Source organism: Sinobacterium caligoides (genome assembly GCF_003752585.1).
Classification (GTDB): domain Bacteria; phylum Pseudomonadota; class Gammaproteobacteria; order Pseudomonadales; family Sinobacteriaceae; genus Sinobacterium; species Sinobacterium caligoides.
Genome location: NZ_RKHR01000005.1, coordinates 58,385 through 75,029 on the forward strand (window position 1 = coordinate 58,385; position 16,645 = coordinate 75,029).

The 16,645-nt window shown below is 47.3% G+C and carries 11 protein-coding genes; 6 read left to right on the plus strand and 5 right to left on the minus strand.

The window, feature by feature from the left end; translation table 11 throughout:
• Positions 1-30: 30 nt before the first annotated feature.
• From EDC56_RS12635 to pdxR, 5 genes are all read right to left on the minus strand, one after another.
• A complete protein-coding gene (locus tag EDC56_RS12635) occupies positions 31-1,215 on the minus strand; it encodes an MFS transporter (protein ID WP_123712945.1) in 1,185 nt (394 codons plus the stop codon).
• A gap of 101 nt (positions 1,216-1,316) precedes the next feature.
• The gene (locus EDC56_RS12640) at positions 1,317-2,888 is read right to left on the minus strand and encodes a tetratricopeptide repeat-containing sulfotransferase family protein (RefSeq protein ID WP_123712946.1); all 1,572 of its coding nucleotides are present in this window, start codon (positions 2,886-2,888) and stop codon (positions 1,317-1,319) included.
• A 130-nt stretch (positions 2,889-3,018) separates the two neighbouring features.
• Entirely contained in the window at positions 3,019-5,367 is a 2,349-nt protein-coding gene (locus EDC56_RS12645) for a TonB-dependent receptor (RefSeq protein WP_123713333.1), read from the minus strand.
• A gap of 90 nt (positions 5,368-5,457) precedes the next feature.
• A complete protein-coding gene (locus EDC56_RS12650; RefSeq protein ID WP_123712947.1) occupies positions 5,458-6,300 on the minus strand; it encodes a carbon-nitrogen hydrolase family protein in 843 nt (280 codons plus the stop codon).
• A gap of 90 nt (positions 6,301-6,390) precedes the next feature.
• Entirely contained in the window at positions 6,391-8,220 is a 1,830-nt protein-coding gene (gene pdxR / locus EDC56_RS12655; RefSeq protein WP_123712948.1) for a MocR-like pyridoxine biosynthesis transcription factor PdxR, read from the minus strand.
• A 752-nt stretch (positions 8,221-8,972) separates the two neighbouring features.
• On the opposite strand from pdxR, the gene EDC56_RS12660 reads away from it, so the two are divergent.
• From EDC56_RS12660 to EDC56_RS12685, 6 genes are all read left to right on the plus strand, one after another.
• The gene (locus EDC56_RS12660; protein ID WP_162844189.1) at positions 8,973-10,031 is read left to right on the plus strand and encodes an LbtU family siderophore porin; all 1,059 of its coding nucleotides are present in this window, start codon (positions 8,973-8,975) and stop codon (positions 10,029-10,031) included.
• A gap of 61 nt (positions 10,032-10,092) precedes the next feature.
• Complete coding sequence (locus EDC56_RS12665) at positions 10,093-11,349, plus strand: imelysin family protein (protein WP_123712950.1); 1,257 nt, start codon at positions 10,093-10,095, stop codon at positions 11,347-11,349.
• Positions 11,350-11,461: 112 nt separating this feature from the next.
• Entirely contained in the window at positions 11,462-12,874 is a 1,413-nt protein-coding gene (locus tag EDC56_RS12670) for a di-heme oxidoreductase family protein (protein ID WP_123712951.1), read from the plus strand.
• A gap of 32 nt (positions 12,875-12,906) precedes the next feature.
• Positions 12,907-14,052: an imelysin family protein gene (locus EDC56_RS12675; RefSeq protein ID WP_123712952.1), complete on the plus strand. Its 1,146-nt coding sequence runs from the start codon at positions 12,907-12,909 to the stop codon at positions 14,050-14,052.
• A 2-nt stretch (positions 14,053-14,054) separates the two neighbouring features.
• Positions 14,055-15,191 (plus strand): DUF1513 domain-containing protein, encoded by a 1,137-nt coding sequence (locus tag EDC56_RS12680; RefSeq protein ID WP_123712953.1) that lies wholly within the window; start codon positions 14,055-14,057, stop codon positions 15,189-15,191.
• Between the two features lie 54 nt (positions 15,192-15,245).
• Positions 15,246-16,625 (plus strand): multicopper oxidase family protein, encoded by a 1,380-nt coding sequence (locus tag EDC56_RS12685; protein WP_123712954.1) that lies wholly within the window; start codon positions 15,246-15,248, stop codon positions 16,623-16,625.
• The last annotated feature ends 20 nt before the right edge of the window (positions 16,626-16,645 follow it).

Sequence of the window (16,645 nt, forward strand, 5' to 3'; positions counted from 1 at the left end):
TAGCGTCAAAACAATGCTGTTTGTTGAAGCCTACGCCTTCCTATCAAGGTATAAGGCCGGTGGAATAACAACGACAAGACAACCGAGAACAGCTATTACGGAAATATTTATCATCACCGTATAACTGTCACCGGTGATCAGAAAGGCAGCCGCCAGAGGACCACTTGCCAAGCCCATTTTTGACGCGAATCCGCCCAGTGCGGCAGTTTGGCCAGAGCTATCAAAGTCTGCACACATACCTAAAAGATACGAGATAACAAAGGCCCAAGTGATACCAACTGCCACATTAGAAATCCAATAGACACTCTTAATATCTGAGTAATGCAATATAGCGCAACCAACGGCGGTGAGAATAACGCCAATACTAATGGGAATGATGCGGCCAAACTTTGTCGATATAAAGATGACCAGAACAGAGCCAGCGATGGCGATCCAGGCCGCAACACCCAGCGTATTAGTGATGAAGTCCATCTCTAAGCCAAACTGCTTACCCATGCCAATGATATAGGCATAAATGCCCATGTTTGCCGCCTGAAAGAGAAAGGTTGCCAGCAGCACAAGTAATAGCCCTTTGACATTAAGGGGCTTGTTTGGCTCATCGACTGAAGTTTTTTTCTCGACCTCATAGCGCGATAAGAAAGGCAACATCATCAGTGTCACAGCACTAAAGGCGATCAACGTATAGAACAGTATCGAGGTGCCATACTCTGGGACTAACCCGGGCAGGTACATGATCCCTAACCCACCTAGACCAAACTGTACGGTCAATAGATAACCAAATGTCCGCTCTGTATTGGTTGTTCGCGAGATGATGGAGAAGCCGATGCCAACCAATAAGCCACCAAAGAAGCCATGAATAAAACGAATGATAATCAACAAGTTCGCAGAGCTGAGTTGAGAAGAGAGCAAATCAATAACAATGAGACTAAGCAGTAAGAAAACGGCTGTTTTACGCCAGGCGATATGTTTAATGATGAAGACTGCAGTAAATGCGCCGAGCGCTGCACCATAAACGTTAGCAGAACCTACCATGCCCGCCTCTTTGTTACTAAAGTGTAGCCCCTCGATAAGACCGTTAATTAGCGCAGGCATAATATTGACGTAAAATAAACCAGCCGTAGCTAGAAATGACAATATGACGCGGGCAATTTCACCATCGGCTTTGGTGGTTGGGATAAAACTCGGGCTAGCATCTGCCGTAATATTATTATGCATATCGATACTCAATTATTATTCTTAAATGTAACGTTAATAACTAGGTTATAGCGTTACCGCTACCTGGGTAGTGCCAGTTCAGGGTTAACGACTAATCCAGGCTAGTAATCCACCCCCAAGCTCGCTAGCCTATCTGCCAGTGGCGCCAGGAAATCACGATAATTCAACCAGTTATTTACAGAGCCTGAATAGACTGGACGGTTTGTTTGGGCCACACTGGCTGTCGCAGTTACAGTTCCGTAACGATGAAAGTCGAGACATTGCGCCTCCCAATCTAGCCCTAGCTCAGCAATAACGCGTCGACTATGCCGCTCTTGGTGGCTAACGACATCCTCATAGTGCAGCTGAATAATGTCACCATCGAGCAATTGAAACCAATGTTCCATCAACAAATGATACCGATGATAATAGCGTGCTAGATCATCTAGCGAATAACTGAAAGGATAGCCATCGCGAAATAGCGTTTTCAACATGGCATAGCAGCTATCCATTGGGTTGCGCTTAATTTCTATGATCTTTGCATTAGGCATCGCAGCCTTGATAATGCCGAGATACAGGTAATTATTGGGCGTCTTGTCAACGAGTATCGGGCCTTGATGCGCATAGCCATTGATTGCAGCGACATACTCATCCGCAATCGGCTTCATATCACATCGTGTAATGGTATTAATCAGGTCAAACTTATTACTGCCTGCCCCCTGCGATTGACGGACCATGGTCATTGCCCAGTCTCTTACTTCACCCATGGAGGAGACGCGACTGTGGGAAGAGAGTATTTTATCGACCAAGCTTGAACCTGTACGAGGCAAGCCAAGGATAAAGACGGGTGATAGCTCTTGCTCTAGCCCTGCTGTATTGATGGCCTGTTTGAACCACTGCTTATCGTAGCTACTGATTATCTGGTCGATCGCGGCGATATCGTTAGCAACATCGTAACGCATCAACTTTCTTTTAATTTCATAGCCTTGCTTAAGTGCGGCAAAGCTATCTTGGTACTCACCGCAGTCTTCCAACTCTTTCGACAAGGCATAGTGTACTGGCAATGCCTGAGCAGGGTTTTGGCACTGACGAATTACAGCATGGAGTTGCTCAATATGATTGTTGCCCTTAGACCAATGACCCAGTGTTGCTCGATTGTAATAGAACTCGGTCTGTTGCGGTGCTGCACTGATCAACTTGTTAACTCGTGTGATCGCCGCAGTGGTTTTACCTACTGCCATCTCACAAGCCAATAATTTAGCGCTAACTATTTCGCTATTGGGCTGAGTCGTATCTGCTAGCTTGAGACATTCATAGGCAGGCTGATGTTGCTCCATCATGGTATAGATGTGCCCTACTTTGATCAGTAGTGGGCCGTTATCGTTCTTTTCAGCGTAGCTTCGTAATGATGATAAAGCTGCCAGTGCACATGCGTTTTTACCACAACGAAATAGTGTCAAAGCCCGCTGTAATGCAATTTCAGCTTGGGCTTTATCAATTTCATAGGCCTGCTCAACCGTCGCTAAAGCTCGCTTAAAATCATTCTCTTTCAGCTGTAACTGACTAAGCAACAACAATATTTTCTGCGACTTTGGTTGTTGACGGAGTATGTCGTGGCAGCGTTTAATCGCTTCAGCGTGATTACCCTGCTGGCTCAGAAGGGATATTGTTTGAATTATTCTTTGTTGTTCCACAGTCGCCTCATTATGACGAGAAATGCCCGCATCATGACAATGCAGGCATTACGGCTATTTTTATTATAACTAGTACCTTGCTGGTATATTATAACGCAACCACATCAACTAACTATAATGGTTAGGCGCACTAGAAATTATAGCTCGCACTAACACCTAACGTACGAGGCTCGCTGATCACCTCCTTCGAGCCATTACCATAGAAGTTTTGTGATGGGCTCGTACCCATATACTCTTCCTTATAAACACCGCTTACCCCTTCTTCATTAAACATGTTCTTTAACCAAAGCGAGGCATCCCACTGACCAGTCGTCAACGTGGTTGATAAGTTCCAAATACTGAAGGCATCGAGAGTTTCATTAAAGCGCTCGGAGGTCAGCACGCTATTCTCTGTTGCAGACTGATAATAACCCGACACACGGGTCACTAACGATAAATCACTGCTAAAGTTAATCGTATAGTCCGTGGCAATATTAAAGGACTTAGACGGTATTCCCGGCAACTTAGAGCCATCAGGTGCTTTTAAGGCACCACTTCCAGGAGACACCATGTCGTCGGTTAACTCAGCATCGACATAAGCATAGCCCGCGCTGTAGTGCCACTGCTCAGTCAAGTAGCCATCGATCGACAACTCTATACCTTGGGTGCGTGCAGACTCTGCATTTTGTACGGCGAAGAAAGCCCAGTTATCGGTAGCAGAGTTAAGCTGTGGCTTATCCCAGTCAACATAGAACGCTGATAACGTGTAGCGGAAATTGTCCGTAGCGCCTTTAACACCTAACTCATAATTGTTGACCTTATCAGGCTCATAGCTAGTCCATACCGGATCTTCTGCAAAGTTACCTTGGGTCGGCGCGGTATTGGTGCCGCCGCGACGATAGCCCTGTGAAAACGTACCGTACAGCATGGCTGTATCCGTCATGTCCCAGGCAGCATTGAACTTGAACAAAGTGCCACTATCCTCGACCTTATTACTGTTTCTTTGCTCAGAATAGGCTACATCCCACAAGCCAACAGACATAAACTGATCACTTGAAAACTCCTGTGAATAATGGCGAGCACCAACGGTCGTTCTAAAGTCATCGCTTATATTGAACGTTAGCTCGCCATAGAAGGATAGGTCTTTGAAGTTATTGTTAGTAACATAGCTAAAGTCTTTATCACTGATGACCCCTTCATACCCCCCCCAGGCTTCATATGTCCAAGCCTTAAAGCCGTGTAATAGGCTCGTTTGACTCTGGGATGTATCTTGGTCTTGATAATAAACACCGGCGACATAATCAATGAAAGCATCGCTATCATTTGAGACTAACCTCAGCTCTTGAATCACCGATTTATCTTCGTACCCTCTAACGGCTTCTGAGAGTGGGCGTGGATAGTAGTAATAATAGTCACCATACCAACCGAGCTGAGAGTAGAAACCGGTGCTATCACTAATGATCTCTCCCTCATGATCATACGTTGAGGTGCTCGATGTGAGCGTCGCAAAGCCGAGATCAAACTCCATCTCTAAACCGTACATGTCGATATCACGATGGGAAGGCTCCAGCATCATCGAGCCATTCTCATAATCATCATAGCTTTCGCCGTAACCGTTTAAACCTGGCGTTGTTGCGCGTCGGCTGCCTATATCATCGCTCTGCTGCTGATAGTTAAGCGTCGCGTTAAACCAATCGGTCGGACTGAACAAGAGCGACGCTCTTACGTAGTCAATATCGACCGTATCAGCGTCTTTTTGCTCGGTGAAAGCGCCATCGTAAGAAGTAATGCCATTAGGCGCGACAGGCACCCCATTGCTATCACGCTGATACAGATTGACATAATCAATCACACCGTCATTCTTAACGGTGCTATAACCGACTCGCGCGGCAAACATATCGCCCATTGGCAGGTTCGCGATCAGATCGCCACCTTTGTTCCAGCCGTCAGAGCCATCCGTTTTACTGTAATAGCCACTGACTTTTGCGCTGTACTCATTAAGTTGTGGCTTAGCCATAATGTAACGTACGGTGCCACCGAGAGAACCAGAGCCGTACAGAGTACCCTGAGGGCCACGTAAAACCTCCACTCTCTCAATATCTTTGAGCAAGAAGTTACCGTAGAGCGGCGTATTATTAACGTAGGTTGATACCGTAGGCGCGCTAACCAAGGCGTAGTCACCAGTAATCGCGCTGTCGACATTCAGCCCGCGGATATTGATACTATTAACAACTGAGTTGCTCCGATATCCCCGATCAACCACGGCGACACCAGGCACCGACTTCATCAATTCGGCCGCATCGATGATGTTCGCCTTTTCAATATCACTACCTGATACTGCCGATATGTTGTAGGGAATATCTTCTACTGATTGTGCGCGTGCTGTCGCTGTTACAACGACTTCCTCCAGCATCACATCAGCGAACAACTGACTCGAGTGCAGCAACGATGCCGCGCTTATTGCTAGTGTTAGCTTTGTTTTAGAGAAGTTATTTTTCATATTATCGTCTCTCATGCAGGTCTGTTTATTAGCTATTATTTTATCTGTCACGCTGAAGCGCTTAGCTCCAGGAAATTACTGCGAAAGGCTTTACTTGCTGGTAGGCAAATCGAGCGGCCCCAGCTCATCAAACGTTCCTTGTTGATGACTATAAACACTGTATTCGATGGTATTGTCTCGGAAACTCTTTAATGGCTGCCCTAACCCCATCAAGCCACGCTCACGCGTTCTTCTAACGGTTGAAAGGTCTATTTCAACGGCGATGACTTCCGAGTTTTCACCAGCAGTATGTAATACTCGCCCCTCAGGACTGACAACGGTAGAGAGCCCATTACCGAGATCACCCGCACAGTTAACATCGAAGAAGTAACATTGATTAACCGCTGCATTAGTTCGTGCTATCGACAGCTCGAGGTCACGATCTAGCGTGTTGGTCATAGTTGGATGAATGATGACTTCGGCCCCCAGGCTGACAAGCTCCCGGGTTGTTTCCGGGAACCACATGTCATAACAGATCGATAAGCCAAAGCGCCCAATATTAGGTACATCGAAAACAACAAACTCGGAGCCTGTTTCAACGCCTGCTTCATAGGGGTAAAAAGGGTATATTTTCCTGTAACGGCAGACCACTTCCCCATCCGGGCTAATCACTGGCATGGTGTTATAGACCTTGCCATCATCAAGCTCGAACATAGATCCAGGAATGATCCAGATGCCGTGCTTTTTTGCTAACTCACAAAACATGGCCTCAGTTTTGTTCGGAACGGGTAAAGCATTCGCCGGATTAGGACCAAAACAGGCTAACTCGCCGACGACGACCATGTTAAGCCAGGGGAAACGCTGCTTGGCCTTTTCTATTTCGCTGGCGACAATAAAACTATTATCTTGATTTTTTAGCGCTAGCTGCAGTCCTGCAATAGCAAACTGGCTCATAGATGACCCCATATTATTATTGATTTAATATCTATGGGTAATCATATAAAGAGTTTTAAAACACCAGTAGTTCCAGTTTTACCTTATCAGTTAGTCCAGATTCATAGGCTTTTTGACTTTAATTATCGCCGAGTCAACGAATTTCCCATCTAGTCTAAACCATTTGATCTGCTCACCATCAATAACAGTACGCAAGGCGAGCGCCTCACCGTAGGCCCATTGCTGCCATTGTCGGTGCCAAAAATCTCCCTCAATCCACCAGCGGCCCTGGTCACAATCCTCATTAGCAAAGCCGGCACGTCCAATCATTAAGCCATCAGCATGCAACTCAATCGTGCAAGGGTCGTTATAGACTGTGTTGAGAAAGATAACCGCTCCACTCAAGGTTTGCTGTAACTCATCCGCTGACAATATGTGGCCCGTTGTCGTTTGCAGTGTCTCTGTATTGGCATCCGATAAAGACTTGATCAGGCCCGACAAGGCCTCTATACCGCTACGGATTTTATCGACAGGGATGCTACTAACGCCTAGGCGAAAGCAATTTTTAGCAGGCCCTTTGGAGGCAAAGTAATGATCGACAGGTTCAATCAATATGCCTCTCTTACTTGCCTCGCCAACTAACGTATTAATATTAAGGTGCTCTGGCCCCTCTATCCAATAGCTCGTACCACCGTGGCTAGGTGCTGTGACAATGGCGTCGTGCAGGTAGTGATTAAGCGCATCACGAAGAGCATTCCAGCGCTCTTTAAATATTGCGTGTATCTGGCGGCTATAGGCATCGTAGTGCCCTAGCGAGATAAAATAAGCCATTGCACGCTGATTATTACGCGGTGGGTGATTAACCATGCTACGCCTTAATCGACGTGCAGCCTTAACTATTTCTGCAGGAGCAACCAGGAATCCAAGCCTCAATCCCGGCGTTAGAACTTGCGACAAACAGGAGAGGTATATAACCCGTTGCTGCTCATCCATGCTGTAGAGGGCTGGATGCGGGCTCTCTAAAAAGTTACTTTCACAATCAATATCATCTTCGATAATAATGAAGTCATGTTGCTCGGCCTTCTCTAGCAACTCTTTTCGACGAGAAACCGGCATCGTGACCGACGTTGGGATCTGGTGGCTCGGGCTACAGTATAGGAGGTCTATCTTATTCAGCCTCTCATCGACAACCAAGCCTTGGTGGTCGATGGGCTGATAACGAATGCCCGCTCCTGTTTGCTGGATGATTTGTCGCATAAAAGGGTTGCCGGGCTCTTCTATGGCCACCGTCTGCTGTTGTTTTGCCAGTAGTTGACAACAGATATTCTGTCCTTGCTCTATGCCTATGGTAATTAAAATTTCATCAGCGCTAGCGATAACACCACGTTTAGGTAGGATCTTTGTACGGATTTCTTCAACCAACAACGGATCATCGGCATCGCCGTTATACCCTGACCATTCAATAACATCACGAACGGCTAATGCTTGTTTGTTAGCCTCACGCCATTCATTAACAGGAAATAGCGTGTTATCAAAGACACCGTCTAAAAAAGGATAAGGGTGCTGGTGCCAGTCTGGCGGAATACGAAAATAATCACCACCACCTAGGTTGGTAATCTGTTTACCCTTCCAATGCTTTCTGAGTTTAGACCTGTTTGTCGCAACATAATCAGCACCGATAGGTTTCGCCTGCCTATGATCACAAACATAAAGTCCGCTACGTTGCTTACTCACGAGGAAGCCCTCGTCGCTGAGCTGTTGCAGCGCAGCTACAACGGTGTTTCGAGCGACACCAAGCTGCTCAGCCAACTTTCTTGAAGAGGGAAGCTTGGCTCCAGGGGGCAAAACCCCTGTGGAAATTGAGGAGACTAACTTCTGGCGAATCTGTTGCTGTAAGCTTAAGTCGCTATCACTGTCTAAATAAAATAGAGGCTCGGTCATACTGTCGCATTTTTACTATAATTATTTGCAGGGTGATCATGTCAATTGTCATATTTTTGACAGTACAGGGGTTTGCAGAAGGAGTAAAGCAGCGAAGGCGTTCTATATAAGAGGTTATTTAAGCTTGTCGCTTTTATCACCATTCTTTGTACGCTTTGTCGGCAACGTGCAGTTGATACTGGGGTATTATTGACACTACCTATGCTACGGTGACTACCAATGCATCCATATTGCCTCTACATCACTGGAGTATATTTGTCATGAGGTGCCAAAGATCACGGCAGCTGCTAGTTGAAAATAATTAACAATATGAAACCTAAATTAAAGACCGAATGATTCAGTCCTGTGCCGTCTCCACCCTGCAATACGCCAGGAAATTACATTTCGGGGACCGGTGCTATCCCCTGATCAACAAATTGTGTGTGTGCTCTATTCAGCACACCACCCTAAATCGTTAGAACAGTGTGTTTTGATAAAAATTATCGATTGCTTTTAATTAACAGCTAATGCCGCGATAAGTATAACAAGCAGTCTATCTTACAATAACTTGTGTAATTCTACCTATATCCTTGCGGCTTTCTCTTAGTTGGGCTATATGTATTCGTGCGTACTCTTTGTCAAAGATTACTTGACCTTAATCTTTAACGAAGTGATAATGATTCGCATTAACGCGAGTGCGCAAAACTATGGATTGCTTGAAGCTTCGACTTCAAGACATGACAACCTATAAAAATGACCTTGGTATTGTAAAAATGAAAAAAACACTTATCTCTAGTGCTATCTCCGTCGCACTACTCTCAACAGCTGTTGCCCACGCTGATGACAGCGAACTGCAAGCTATCAAGCAGCGTCTTGCTGAGCTCGAAGCGCAGTCTGCTGCACAGCCAGCCAGCGGCGAGAGCAGCTGGATGGATAACGTTAGCTATAGTGGTTTAGTCGAAGTTTTAGCCACAAAGAATGAAGGTATGGGTGACGAGAGCGACAGCAGTGATTTATCTGTTGCCACCGTAGAGCTTGGCCTTGAAGCCAAGATCAACGAATGGGCCACAGCCAACCTTGTCTTCCTACACGAAGAAGATGCTGATGAAAGCATCGAAGTTGATGTTGCGACCATCGTGTTCGCCAATGCAGAGCTTTCTCCTGTCTCGTTGACCCTTGGTCAGGATTACCTACCCTTCGGTAGCTATGAGACTAACCTCATCAACGATACTCTTGCCCTTGAAATTGGTGAGACTCGCGCCACAACCGCTATCCTAGGCTTTGAAGCTGCTGGTTTTACCGCAAGCGGTTACGTTTATACTGATGAAAGCAACGAAGATGACCATTCTTTGAGCGCCTACGGTGCCAGCCTTGGTTATGCAACAGAGAGCTTTAACGTTGGTGCAGATTACATCGACAATATTCTCGATGCAGACACACTATCTGAGTTCATCGATGACAACGGTTTGAGACCTTTTATCGATAAAAAGGTCTCAGGAATCAGCCTGCATGCTGCTGCTGAGCTAGGCGACCTAAACTTAATCGCAGAGCACCTAATGCTTGACGAAATTGGCGATGCAGACGTAACCGCCTCTCAAGTTGAAGCAGCTTACAGCTTTGGTGATTTCACCGCCGCCGTTGCCTACCAGCAGACTGAAGATGCTTATGGCCTGCTGCCTGAGCAACGCCTTTCAATCGGTGGCTCTTATGCCGTTCTAGAAAACACTACTCTGAGCCTTGAGTATTGGAACGACGAAGATTACAGCGAGAAGGAAGGTGGTACTGGTGATAATACCAATAACATCGCTCTACAAGTAGCCGTCGAGTTCTGATGACGGAGGGGCGGCCCTGCGCCGCCCTACCCCTAATTAATTATAATATCTTGGAGTAATAATGAACGTTCTTCGTCCCATCAGCGCTGCAGTCATTGCGCTTACCGCAAGCCTTTCAGCCAACGCCGCCGTTACAAAAGCAGACGTACTCGAAAACTATACTCACATTGCTCACGCCGTTTTCGAAGATTCGCTACTAACAGCACAAGCCTTACAAGTTAAAATTGATGCCTTGGTTAAAAACCCTTCGGAAAAGACGCTCAACGATGCCAAGATAGCTTGGAAACAAGCACGTGTTCCCTACCAGCAGAGTGAAGTCTATCGCTTTGGTAACGCCAATGTTGATGACTGGGAAGGTCAGCTTAATGCTTGGCCGCTCGATGAGGGAATGATTGATTACACCTCGAAAGACTACGAATACGAAATGGGTAATGTCGGCGCACAAGCCAACATTATTGCCAATGTTTCCCTTAATATTGGTGGCGAGACCATCGATATGAAGAATATCACCCCTGAGCTTCTTGCAAGTCTCAATGAACTCGGCGGTTCTGAGGCAAACGTTGCCTCTGGTTACCACGCCATCGAGTTCCTACTATGGGGACAAGATCTACACGGCGTTAACGCCGGTAGCGGCGAGCGTCCATACACCGATTACGCCCAAGGTAAAGATTGCACCAACGGCAACTGCGAACGCCGTGGCGCTTACCTTCAGGCAGCAGGACAGCTGTTGATCACAGACCTACAAGACATGACCACGCAGTGGGCCGCTGGCAGCAAAGATAACTATGCTGCTGAGCTCATTGCTGGCGACAAAAACGAAGGCATTACCAAAATGTTCTTCGGTATGGGCAGCCTGGCTCTCGGTGAACTTGCTGGCGAGCGCATGAAAGTCGCCCTTGAAGCCAACTCTCCTGAAGATGAGCACGATTGTTTCAGTGACAATACACACTATTCGCACTACTACGACGCCAAAGGTATTAAGAACATCTACCTTGGTGAGTATCAGCGAGTCGACGGCACTGTTGTCAAAGGTGCCAGCTTAGCTGAGCTTGTTAAAGCTAAAGATGCCGGCCTTAACGACAAGTTGGTTGCCGCATTGAACAGTTCAGAATCAGCCCTTCAGACTATGGTCGACAGCGCCGAATCAAAGGACGGTCTGAAGTTTGATCAAATGATTGCAGAAGGCAACAGCAAAGGACAAAAGATCATCACTGATGCTATTGCAGCACTAGTCGTTGAGACTGGTCTTATCGAGCAAGCCGCTAAAGCCGTTGGCGTATCAAACCTAAACCCTGATACAGCTGATCATCAGTTCTAAACGATCTTTGTAAGACTTACTCTCTGATTAACAGGTAGTAAGTGTTATAGTTTGTTATAAAACCAGCCCCGGTAACGCGGCTGGTTTTGTTGTAAATAACGAAGGTGTTCCGATGCTACAATTCATAAATCGTTCTGTAATACTTGTAACTGCTTGTCTTGCCGCGCCGTTAAGTCAGGCGGTCGTTGAAGATAAGATGTACCTCTCAGGTGGGCAGACCTCGATCAAAGCCAGCGGTCGTAATGCCTTCAGTATGCCTGCGGCTAACATGCCGATGACGGAGCGACTAAACTTTAGCGTCGGCAACAGCTTCTTCCGTAATCCTTGGGTGATCGCACCCGCAACAACAACTGCTCGCGACGGACTCGGCCCCCTTTTTAATACCAACGCTTGTCAGAACTGCCACATAAAAGATGGTCGTGGTCATTTACCTGAGCCCGGTAGTCATAACAGCGTGTCTATGCTGGTGAGACTCAGCATTCCCTCAACTAAGGCCGATGCAGACATTCTCCTGAAACAAGGCATGATCGCCGAGCCGAATTATGGCGGCCAACTACAAGACTTTTCCATCCCCGGCGTAAAACCGGAAGGACAAATTACTTTTAATTATCGCTATCACGAAGTAACACTAGCTGATGGCGAAAAAGTTGAGTTACGGGAACCATTACTAACTATCGACAAGTTAAATTATGGCCCTCTGCATGACAAAGTTCAGCTATCACTGCGTCTCTCGCCGCCGATGATTGGTCTAGGGCTGCTTGAGGCTGTTAGCGATGAAACTTTACTCGCGCTCGCGGCTAGCCAGCCGGCTCAAGGGGTCTCCGGCCGACCCAACAAAGTTTGGGACGTTGAGAAACAAAAAACTGTTATCGGCCGCTTTGGCTGGAAAGCTGGTCAACCAACACTAAGGCAACAAAATGCCGCCGCCTTTAATGGCGACATTGGCTTGACCAGTAGCCTGTTTCTAACAGATGAGTGCTCAGAGAAACAAAAAGATTGCCGTCGCTCACCCAGTGGTAACGGCGATGCTGACTCCAGTGTTCCTGAACTCAGTGATAATCTACTCGAACAAGTGACCTTCTACACACATAACTTAGCCGTACCTGCTCAGCGTAACCGCCAAAATCCCGAGGTCATTCTTGGCCGGCAAATTTTTAACAACATCGGTTGCGCTAGCTGTCATACCGAGACACTAAAAACCGCTAACAGCCCGTTTCCTTGGCTGAGTCACCAGACAATCCACCCATATACCGATCTACTACTACACGATATGGGGCCAGGGTTGAGTGATGGCAGAGCAGAATTTATTGCCACTGGTCAAGAGTGGCGAACACCACCACTATGGGGTATAGGGCTATCGGAAGTTGTATCAGACAGCACTGACTTTCTTCATGATGGTCGCGCTCGTAACCTGACAGAAGCCATTTTGTGGCACGGCGGTGAAGCAGATACTGCTAAAAATAATTTTACCCATTTGCCTAAAAAGGAACGTACAGCGTTAATTCGCTTCCTCGAATCCCTTTAACTTTACGCCTCTTCAGGCCCACGGACCTACTCATGCCGACATTACCAAAGAAACTGCTTCTCAAGCATGGTCTCATCGTCACAGCGCTTAGTATCACAATAGCGGGCTGCAGCAAACAGCCCACTCCTGAGCAAACACTGATTAACACCGAGCTTGATCGTGTAATTGTGCCAATACATCAACACTTCGAAGAGCAAACCGCCCAGCTTAGCCAGCAAGCGACCGCTTTCTGTAGCGATCAACGCAACCCAGACAGTCTAGAGACTCTTCGTGAGCAATGGTTGCTTTCAATGCAGAGCTGGCAACAAGTGATGGCCATTGATTTCGGCCCGATCAAAGAACATAACCAGGCCTGGAAAATTCAGTTTTGGCCCGACAAGAAAAACCTGATTAAGCAAAAAACGCTTAAATTGCTCGCCAGCGATAGTAAAATCGATGGCGATAAGATAGAAAAAGCCAGTGTCGTTATCCAGGGCCTCTCCGCTACCGAGTACCTGCTATATGATCGTCAGTCTCTCGTTAACGCCGAATCGGATTTCAATAGTCTCTATGACACAAGCACAACACAGGGCCAACGTCGTTGCGACATGCTAATGGCTGTCACCGACCACAGTCATCGTGTCGCGCAACACATGGCTGAACGGTGGGTTGGCAACGACGAAGAACAAGGCTATGCAGATATTTACCGAAGTTTTGGCGAAGATAATGTCGACTACCCCACCGCCAATGACGCTATCGGCACCCTTATTCAGTCCATGGTTTCCTCGTTAGAGAAAATAAAGAAAGATAAAATTGGCGGCCCGCTAGGCTATAACGCTAAAACTAAGCTGGTACGCCCCTACTTGGTCGAGGCTTGGCGTAGCCAGCAATCTCTTCAGCTTATTGATGCCAATCTAGAAGCGATAGATCAGCTACTTAATGCTGGGTTATTAGAGTATATCTCCGCTAAACCAGGTGGTGCTGAGTTGGCTGCTAAAATTAAGCAACAGCTTGCTGACACGCAATTTGCAGCCTCTGTCATTAAGCAGTCGCTTTTCGAAGCGGTGAATGATGCAGACGGTAAAGCCCAGACTGAGGATTTATATCGACAGGTCACACTGTTGTTACGCTTACTTAAAAAAGAAACAGTCGACACACTAGGCATCACTCTGGGCTTCAATTCTAACGATGGCGACTAATCATGTATCGTAGAAGCTTCATAAAAGCTGCTGGCTTGGGGCTAGGTGTCGGTTTAGCGCCTAGCGCACTGGCTCTTTTCCCTAAAGGCGAGACTGATGAACTCATACTGAGCGCCGCAAGTGACCGCGGTGGGCATCACTTCGTTACTGCTATCGATGCGCAAGGCAGAGTTCGCTTCAAGATACCTACCCCTTCTCGCGCTCATGGCAGCTTGCTTCTCAAGAAAGAAGGGCTAGCGGTATTCTTTAGTCGTCGGCCTGGCTTCGAAATGCTTGTTGTTGACACATACACAGGCAAGTTGCACCAGCAAATCACGGCCAGTGAAAATCGTCACTATTTTGGCCACGGCTGCCAAAGTCACGATGGCCGCTATCTTTACACCACCGAAAATGCCTTCAACGATGACCCACTATCGGGTCACGGCGTCATTGGCATCTACGATATTGCAGACAACTTCAGCCGTATTGGAGAGTTTGATTGTCAGGGTATCGGGCCTCATCAGATCGAGCGCCTCCCCCATAGCAATACGCTTGTCATTGCCATGGGGGGGATCCTGACTCATCCTGAGCGACGCAGAGAAAAGCTGAATATTGCCACCATGCGCAGCAGCCTCTGCTACCTTGACGGCGATAGCGGTGAAGTTTTGGCGCAGGTTGAGCCCCCAAATCCGCAGCTTAGCCTTCGCCACTTACGAGTAAGCAGCGATGCAAAAGTAATAGCAGGGGCGCAATATCAAGGTGACATTAGCGAGATGTTGCCGCTGGTTTTTAGTCATCGCTTTCTGCCCGGGCAAAAGCAGCAAGAGCTCGTCCCCTTCCAAGCAGATGAGCTAACGTGGTTAGGCCTCAAACAATATATTGCCAGTGTTGCCGTAGACCCGAGTAATCGCTACGCCATCACTACCGCGCCACGCGGCGACTGTGTTGACCTGTGGTCTATCAATAGCGGCAGACAGCTCAATCGATTTAGCATTAAGGATGTCGCCGGCGCCATTTGGCAGCCAAAGCAGCAAGGCTTCCTTGTCTCGACAGGCCGTGGAGAACTGGTGCTACTGCGTATTAACGCAGAAGGAAGCACAACAAGCCATCGACTGGCGATAAACAATCAATTACGCTGGGACAATCACTTGTTTGGCTAGTCACATTGCTCATAACAAGCGTATATTCGCAGGAAGTTTACAAAAGAGAAAAAGATGGATTTAAGTCGTCGTCAGTTGCTCAAAGGTTCACTCATCAGCGCTAGCGCCCTAGCCCTTCCGCAGTTAACGATGGCGCTTGGAAGCGGTGCCAAGTACGACTATCACATTACCGCAGAGCCCGGCCTGTTTGATATTGTTCCCGGTGGAACCACCCCAGGCCTTGGTTTTAACAGCCAGTTTCCAGCACCGGTAATCCGTTGTCGTCAAGGGCAAGAAGTCGCGATCAAGTTCACCAACAAACTCGACGAGCCAACGACGATCCATTGGCACGGCCTACGCATACCAATTGAAATGGATGGCGTACCCTTTCTTAGTCAGCCGCCAATACAGCCTGGCGAGAGTTTCATCTATCGCTTCACTCCGCCTGATGCGGGCACCTTTTGGTACCACCCTCATATGAATAGTCTGGTTCAACTAGGTAAAGGGCTGACAGGCGTCATCATCGTAGAGGAGACCGAAGCGCTACCCTTTGACGCCGATGTGGTAATAGGGCTAAAGGATTGGCGGCTTAACCAAGATGGCAGCTTTCTACCACTCTCTATTCCAAGAAACGCAGCAAGGGGTGGTACTCTCGGTAATGTTAAGACGATCAATGGGATGATCAAGCCTGTGATTGAAGTCCCTGCTGGCGGCGCTATCCGTGCCAGATTTGCCAACATGGATAATAGCCGTACTTATGGTTTGAGTTTCAAAGACTACCCTGCAGTAGTGCTTGCCGAAGATGGCAATGCTATTGAAGCCCCCTACCCCTTGGTCAAACGTAAAACAGGCTCTGGTATGCGGCTCGATGTCGGCTTTATTGCTCCGAGCAACGTCGGTGACGAAGTTATTGTTTACGATCAGAAAGGGCGCCGGGGTTACTATGAAATATGCCGTTTTAGGTGTATTGAAGGAAGCAAAAAGCCAGCGACAAAAATTCCTAAACTACCCGTCAACCCAATCAAAGCACCTGATTTGAGCAAAGCAAAAAAAATTAATCTTGTGTTCGAATGGGCAGGCGCGCTATCACCGACCAAAAAAGATGGCAGCGTTGACCACGTCTTTTGGACCATTAACAAGCGTGCCTGGGAAGGCATGATGGGCGGGAAAATTCCTGCACCAATTGCAACACTTGAGCTTGGCAAAAGCTATATTATCAATCTCCATAATGCCACACCCCATCATCATCCCATTCACCTACATGGACATACTTTTACAGTGATCAAGTCCAATAAGCGACCGATCACACCCTACCATACCGATACGATTCTTCTTGCCAAAAATGAACGTGCTCAGATCGCATTTGTCGCTGACAACCCAGGTCGCTGGATGTTTCATTGCCACGTTGTTGAGCATTTCAAAACGGGCTTGATGGGTTATATCACCGTTGCTTGAGCTATTTTTCACCTCCATCG

Bases quoted from the DNA above. Each gene is read 5' to 3' on its own strand.
- EDC56_RS12685 (WP_123712954.1), top strand. From the start codon at position 15,246: ATGGATTTAAGTCGTCGTCAGTTGCTCAAAGGTTCACTCATCAGCGCT.
- EDC56_RS12680 (WP_123712953.1), top strand. From the start codon at position 14,055: ATGTATCGTAGAAGCTTCATAAAAGCTGCTGGCTTGGGGCTAGGTGTC.
- EDC56_RS12670 (WP_123712951.1), top strand. From the start codon at position 11,462: ATGCTACAATTCATAAATCGTTCTGTAATACTTGTAACTGCTTGTCTT.
- EDC56_RS12660 (WP_162844189.1), top strand. From the start codon at position 8,973: ATGAAAAAAACACTTATCTCTAGTGCTATCTCCGTCGCACTACTCTCA.
- EDC56_RS12645 (WP_123713333.1), bottom strand. From the start codon at position 5,367: ATGAAAAATAACTTCTCTAAAACAAAGCTAACACTAGCAATAAGCGCG.
- EDC56_RS12665 (WP_123712950.1), top strand. From the start codon at position 10,093: ATGAACGTTCTTCGTCCCATCAGCGCTGCAGTCATTGCGCTTACCGCA.
- EDC56_RS12675 (WP_123712952.1), top strand. From the start codon at position 12,907: ATGCCGACATTACCAAAGAAACTGCTTCTCAAGCATGGTCTCATCGTC.
- pdxR (WP_123712948.1), bottom strand. From the start codon at position 8,220: ATGACCGAGCCTCTATTTTATTTAGACAGTGATAGCGACTTAAGCTTA.
- EDC56_RS12650 (WP_123712947.1), bottom strand. From the start codon at position 6,300: ATGAGCCAGTTTGCTATTGCAGGACTGCAGCTAGCGCTAAAAAATCAA.
- EDC56_RS12635 (WP_123712945.1), bottom strand. From the start codon at position 1,215: ATGCATAATAATATTACGGCAGATGCTAGCCCGAGTTTTATCCCAACC.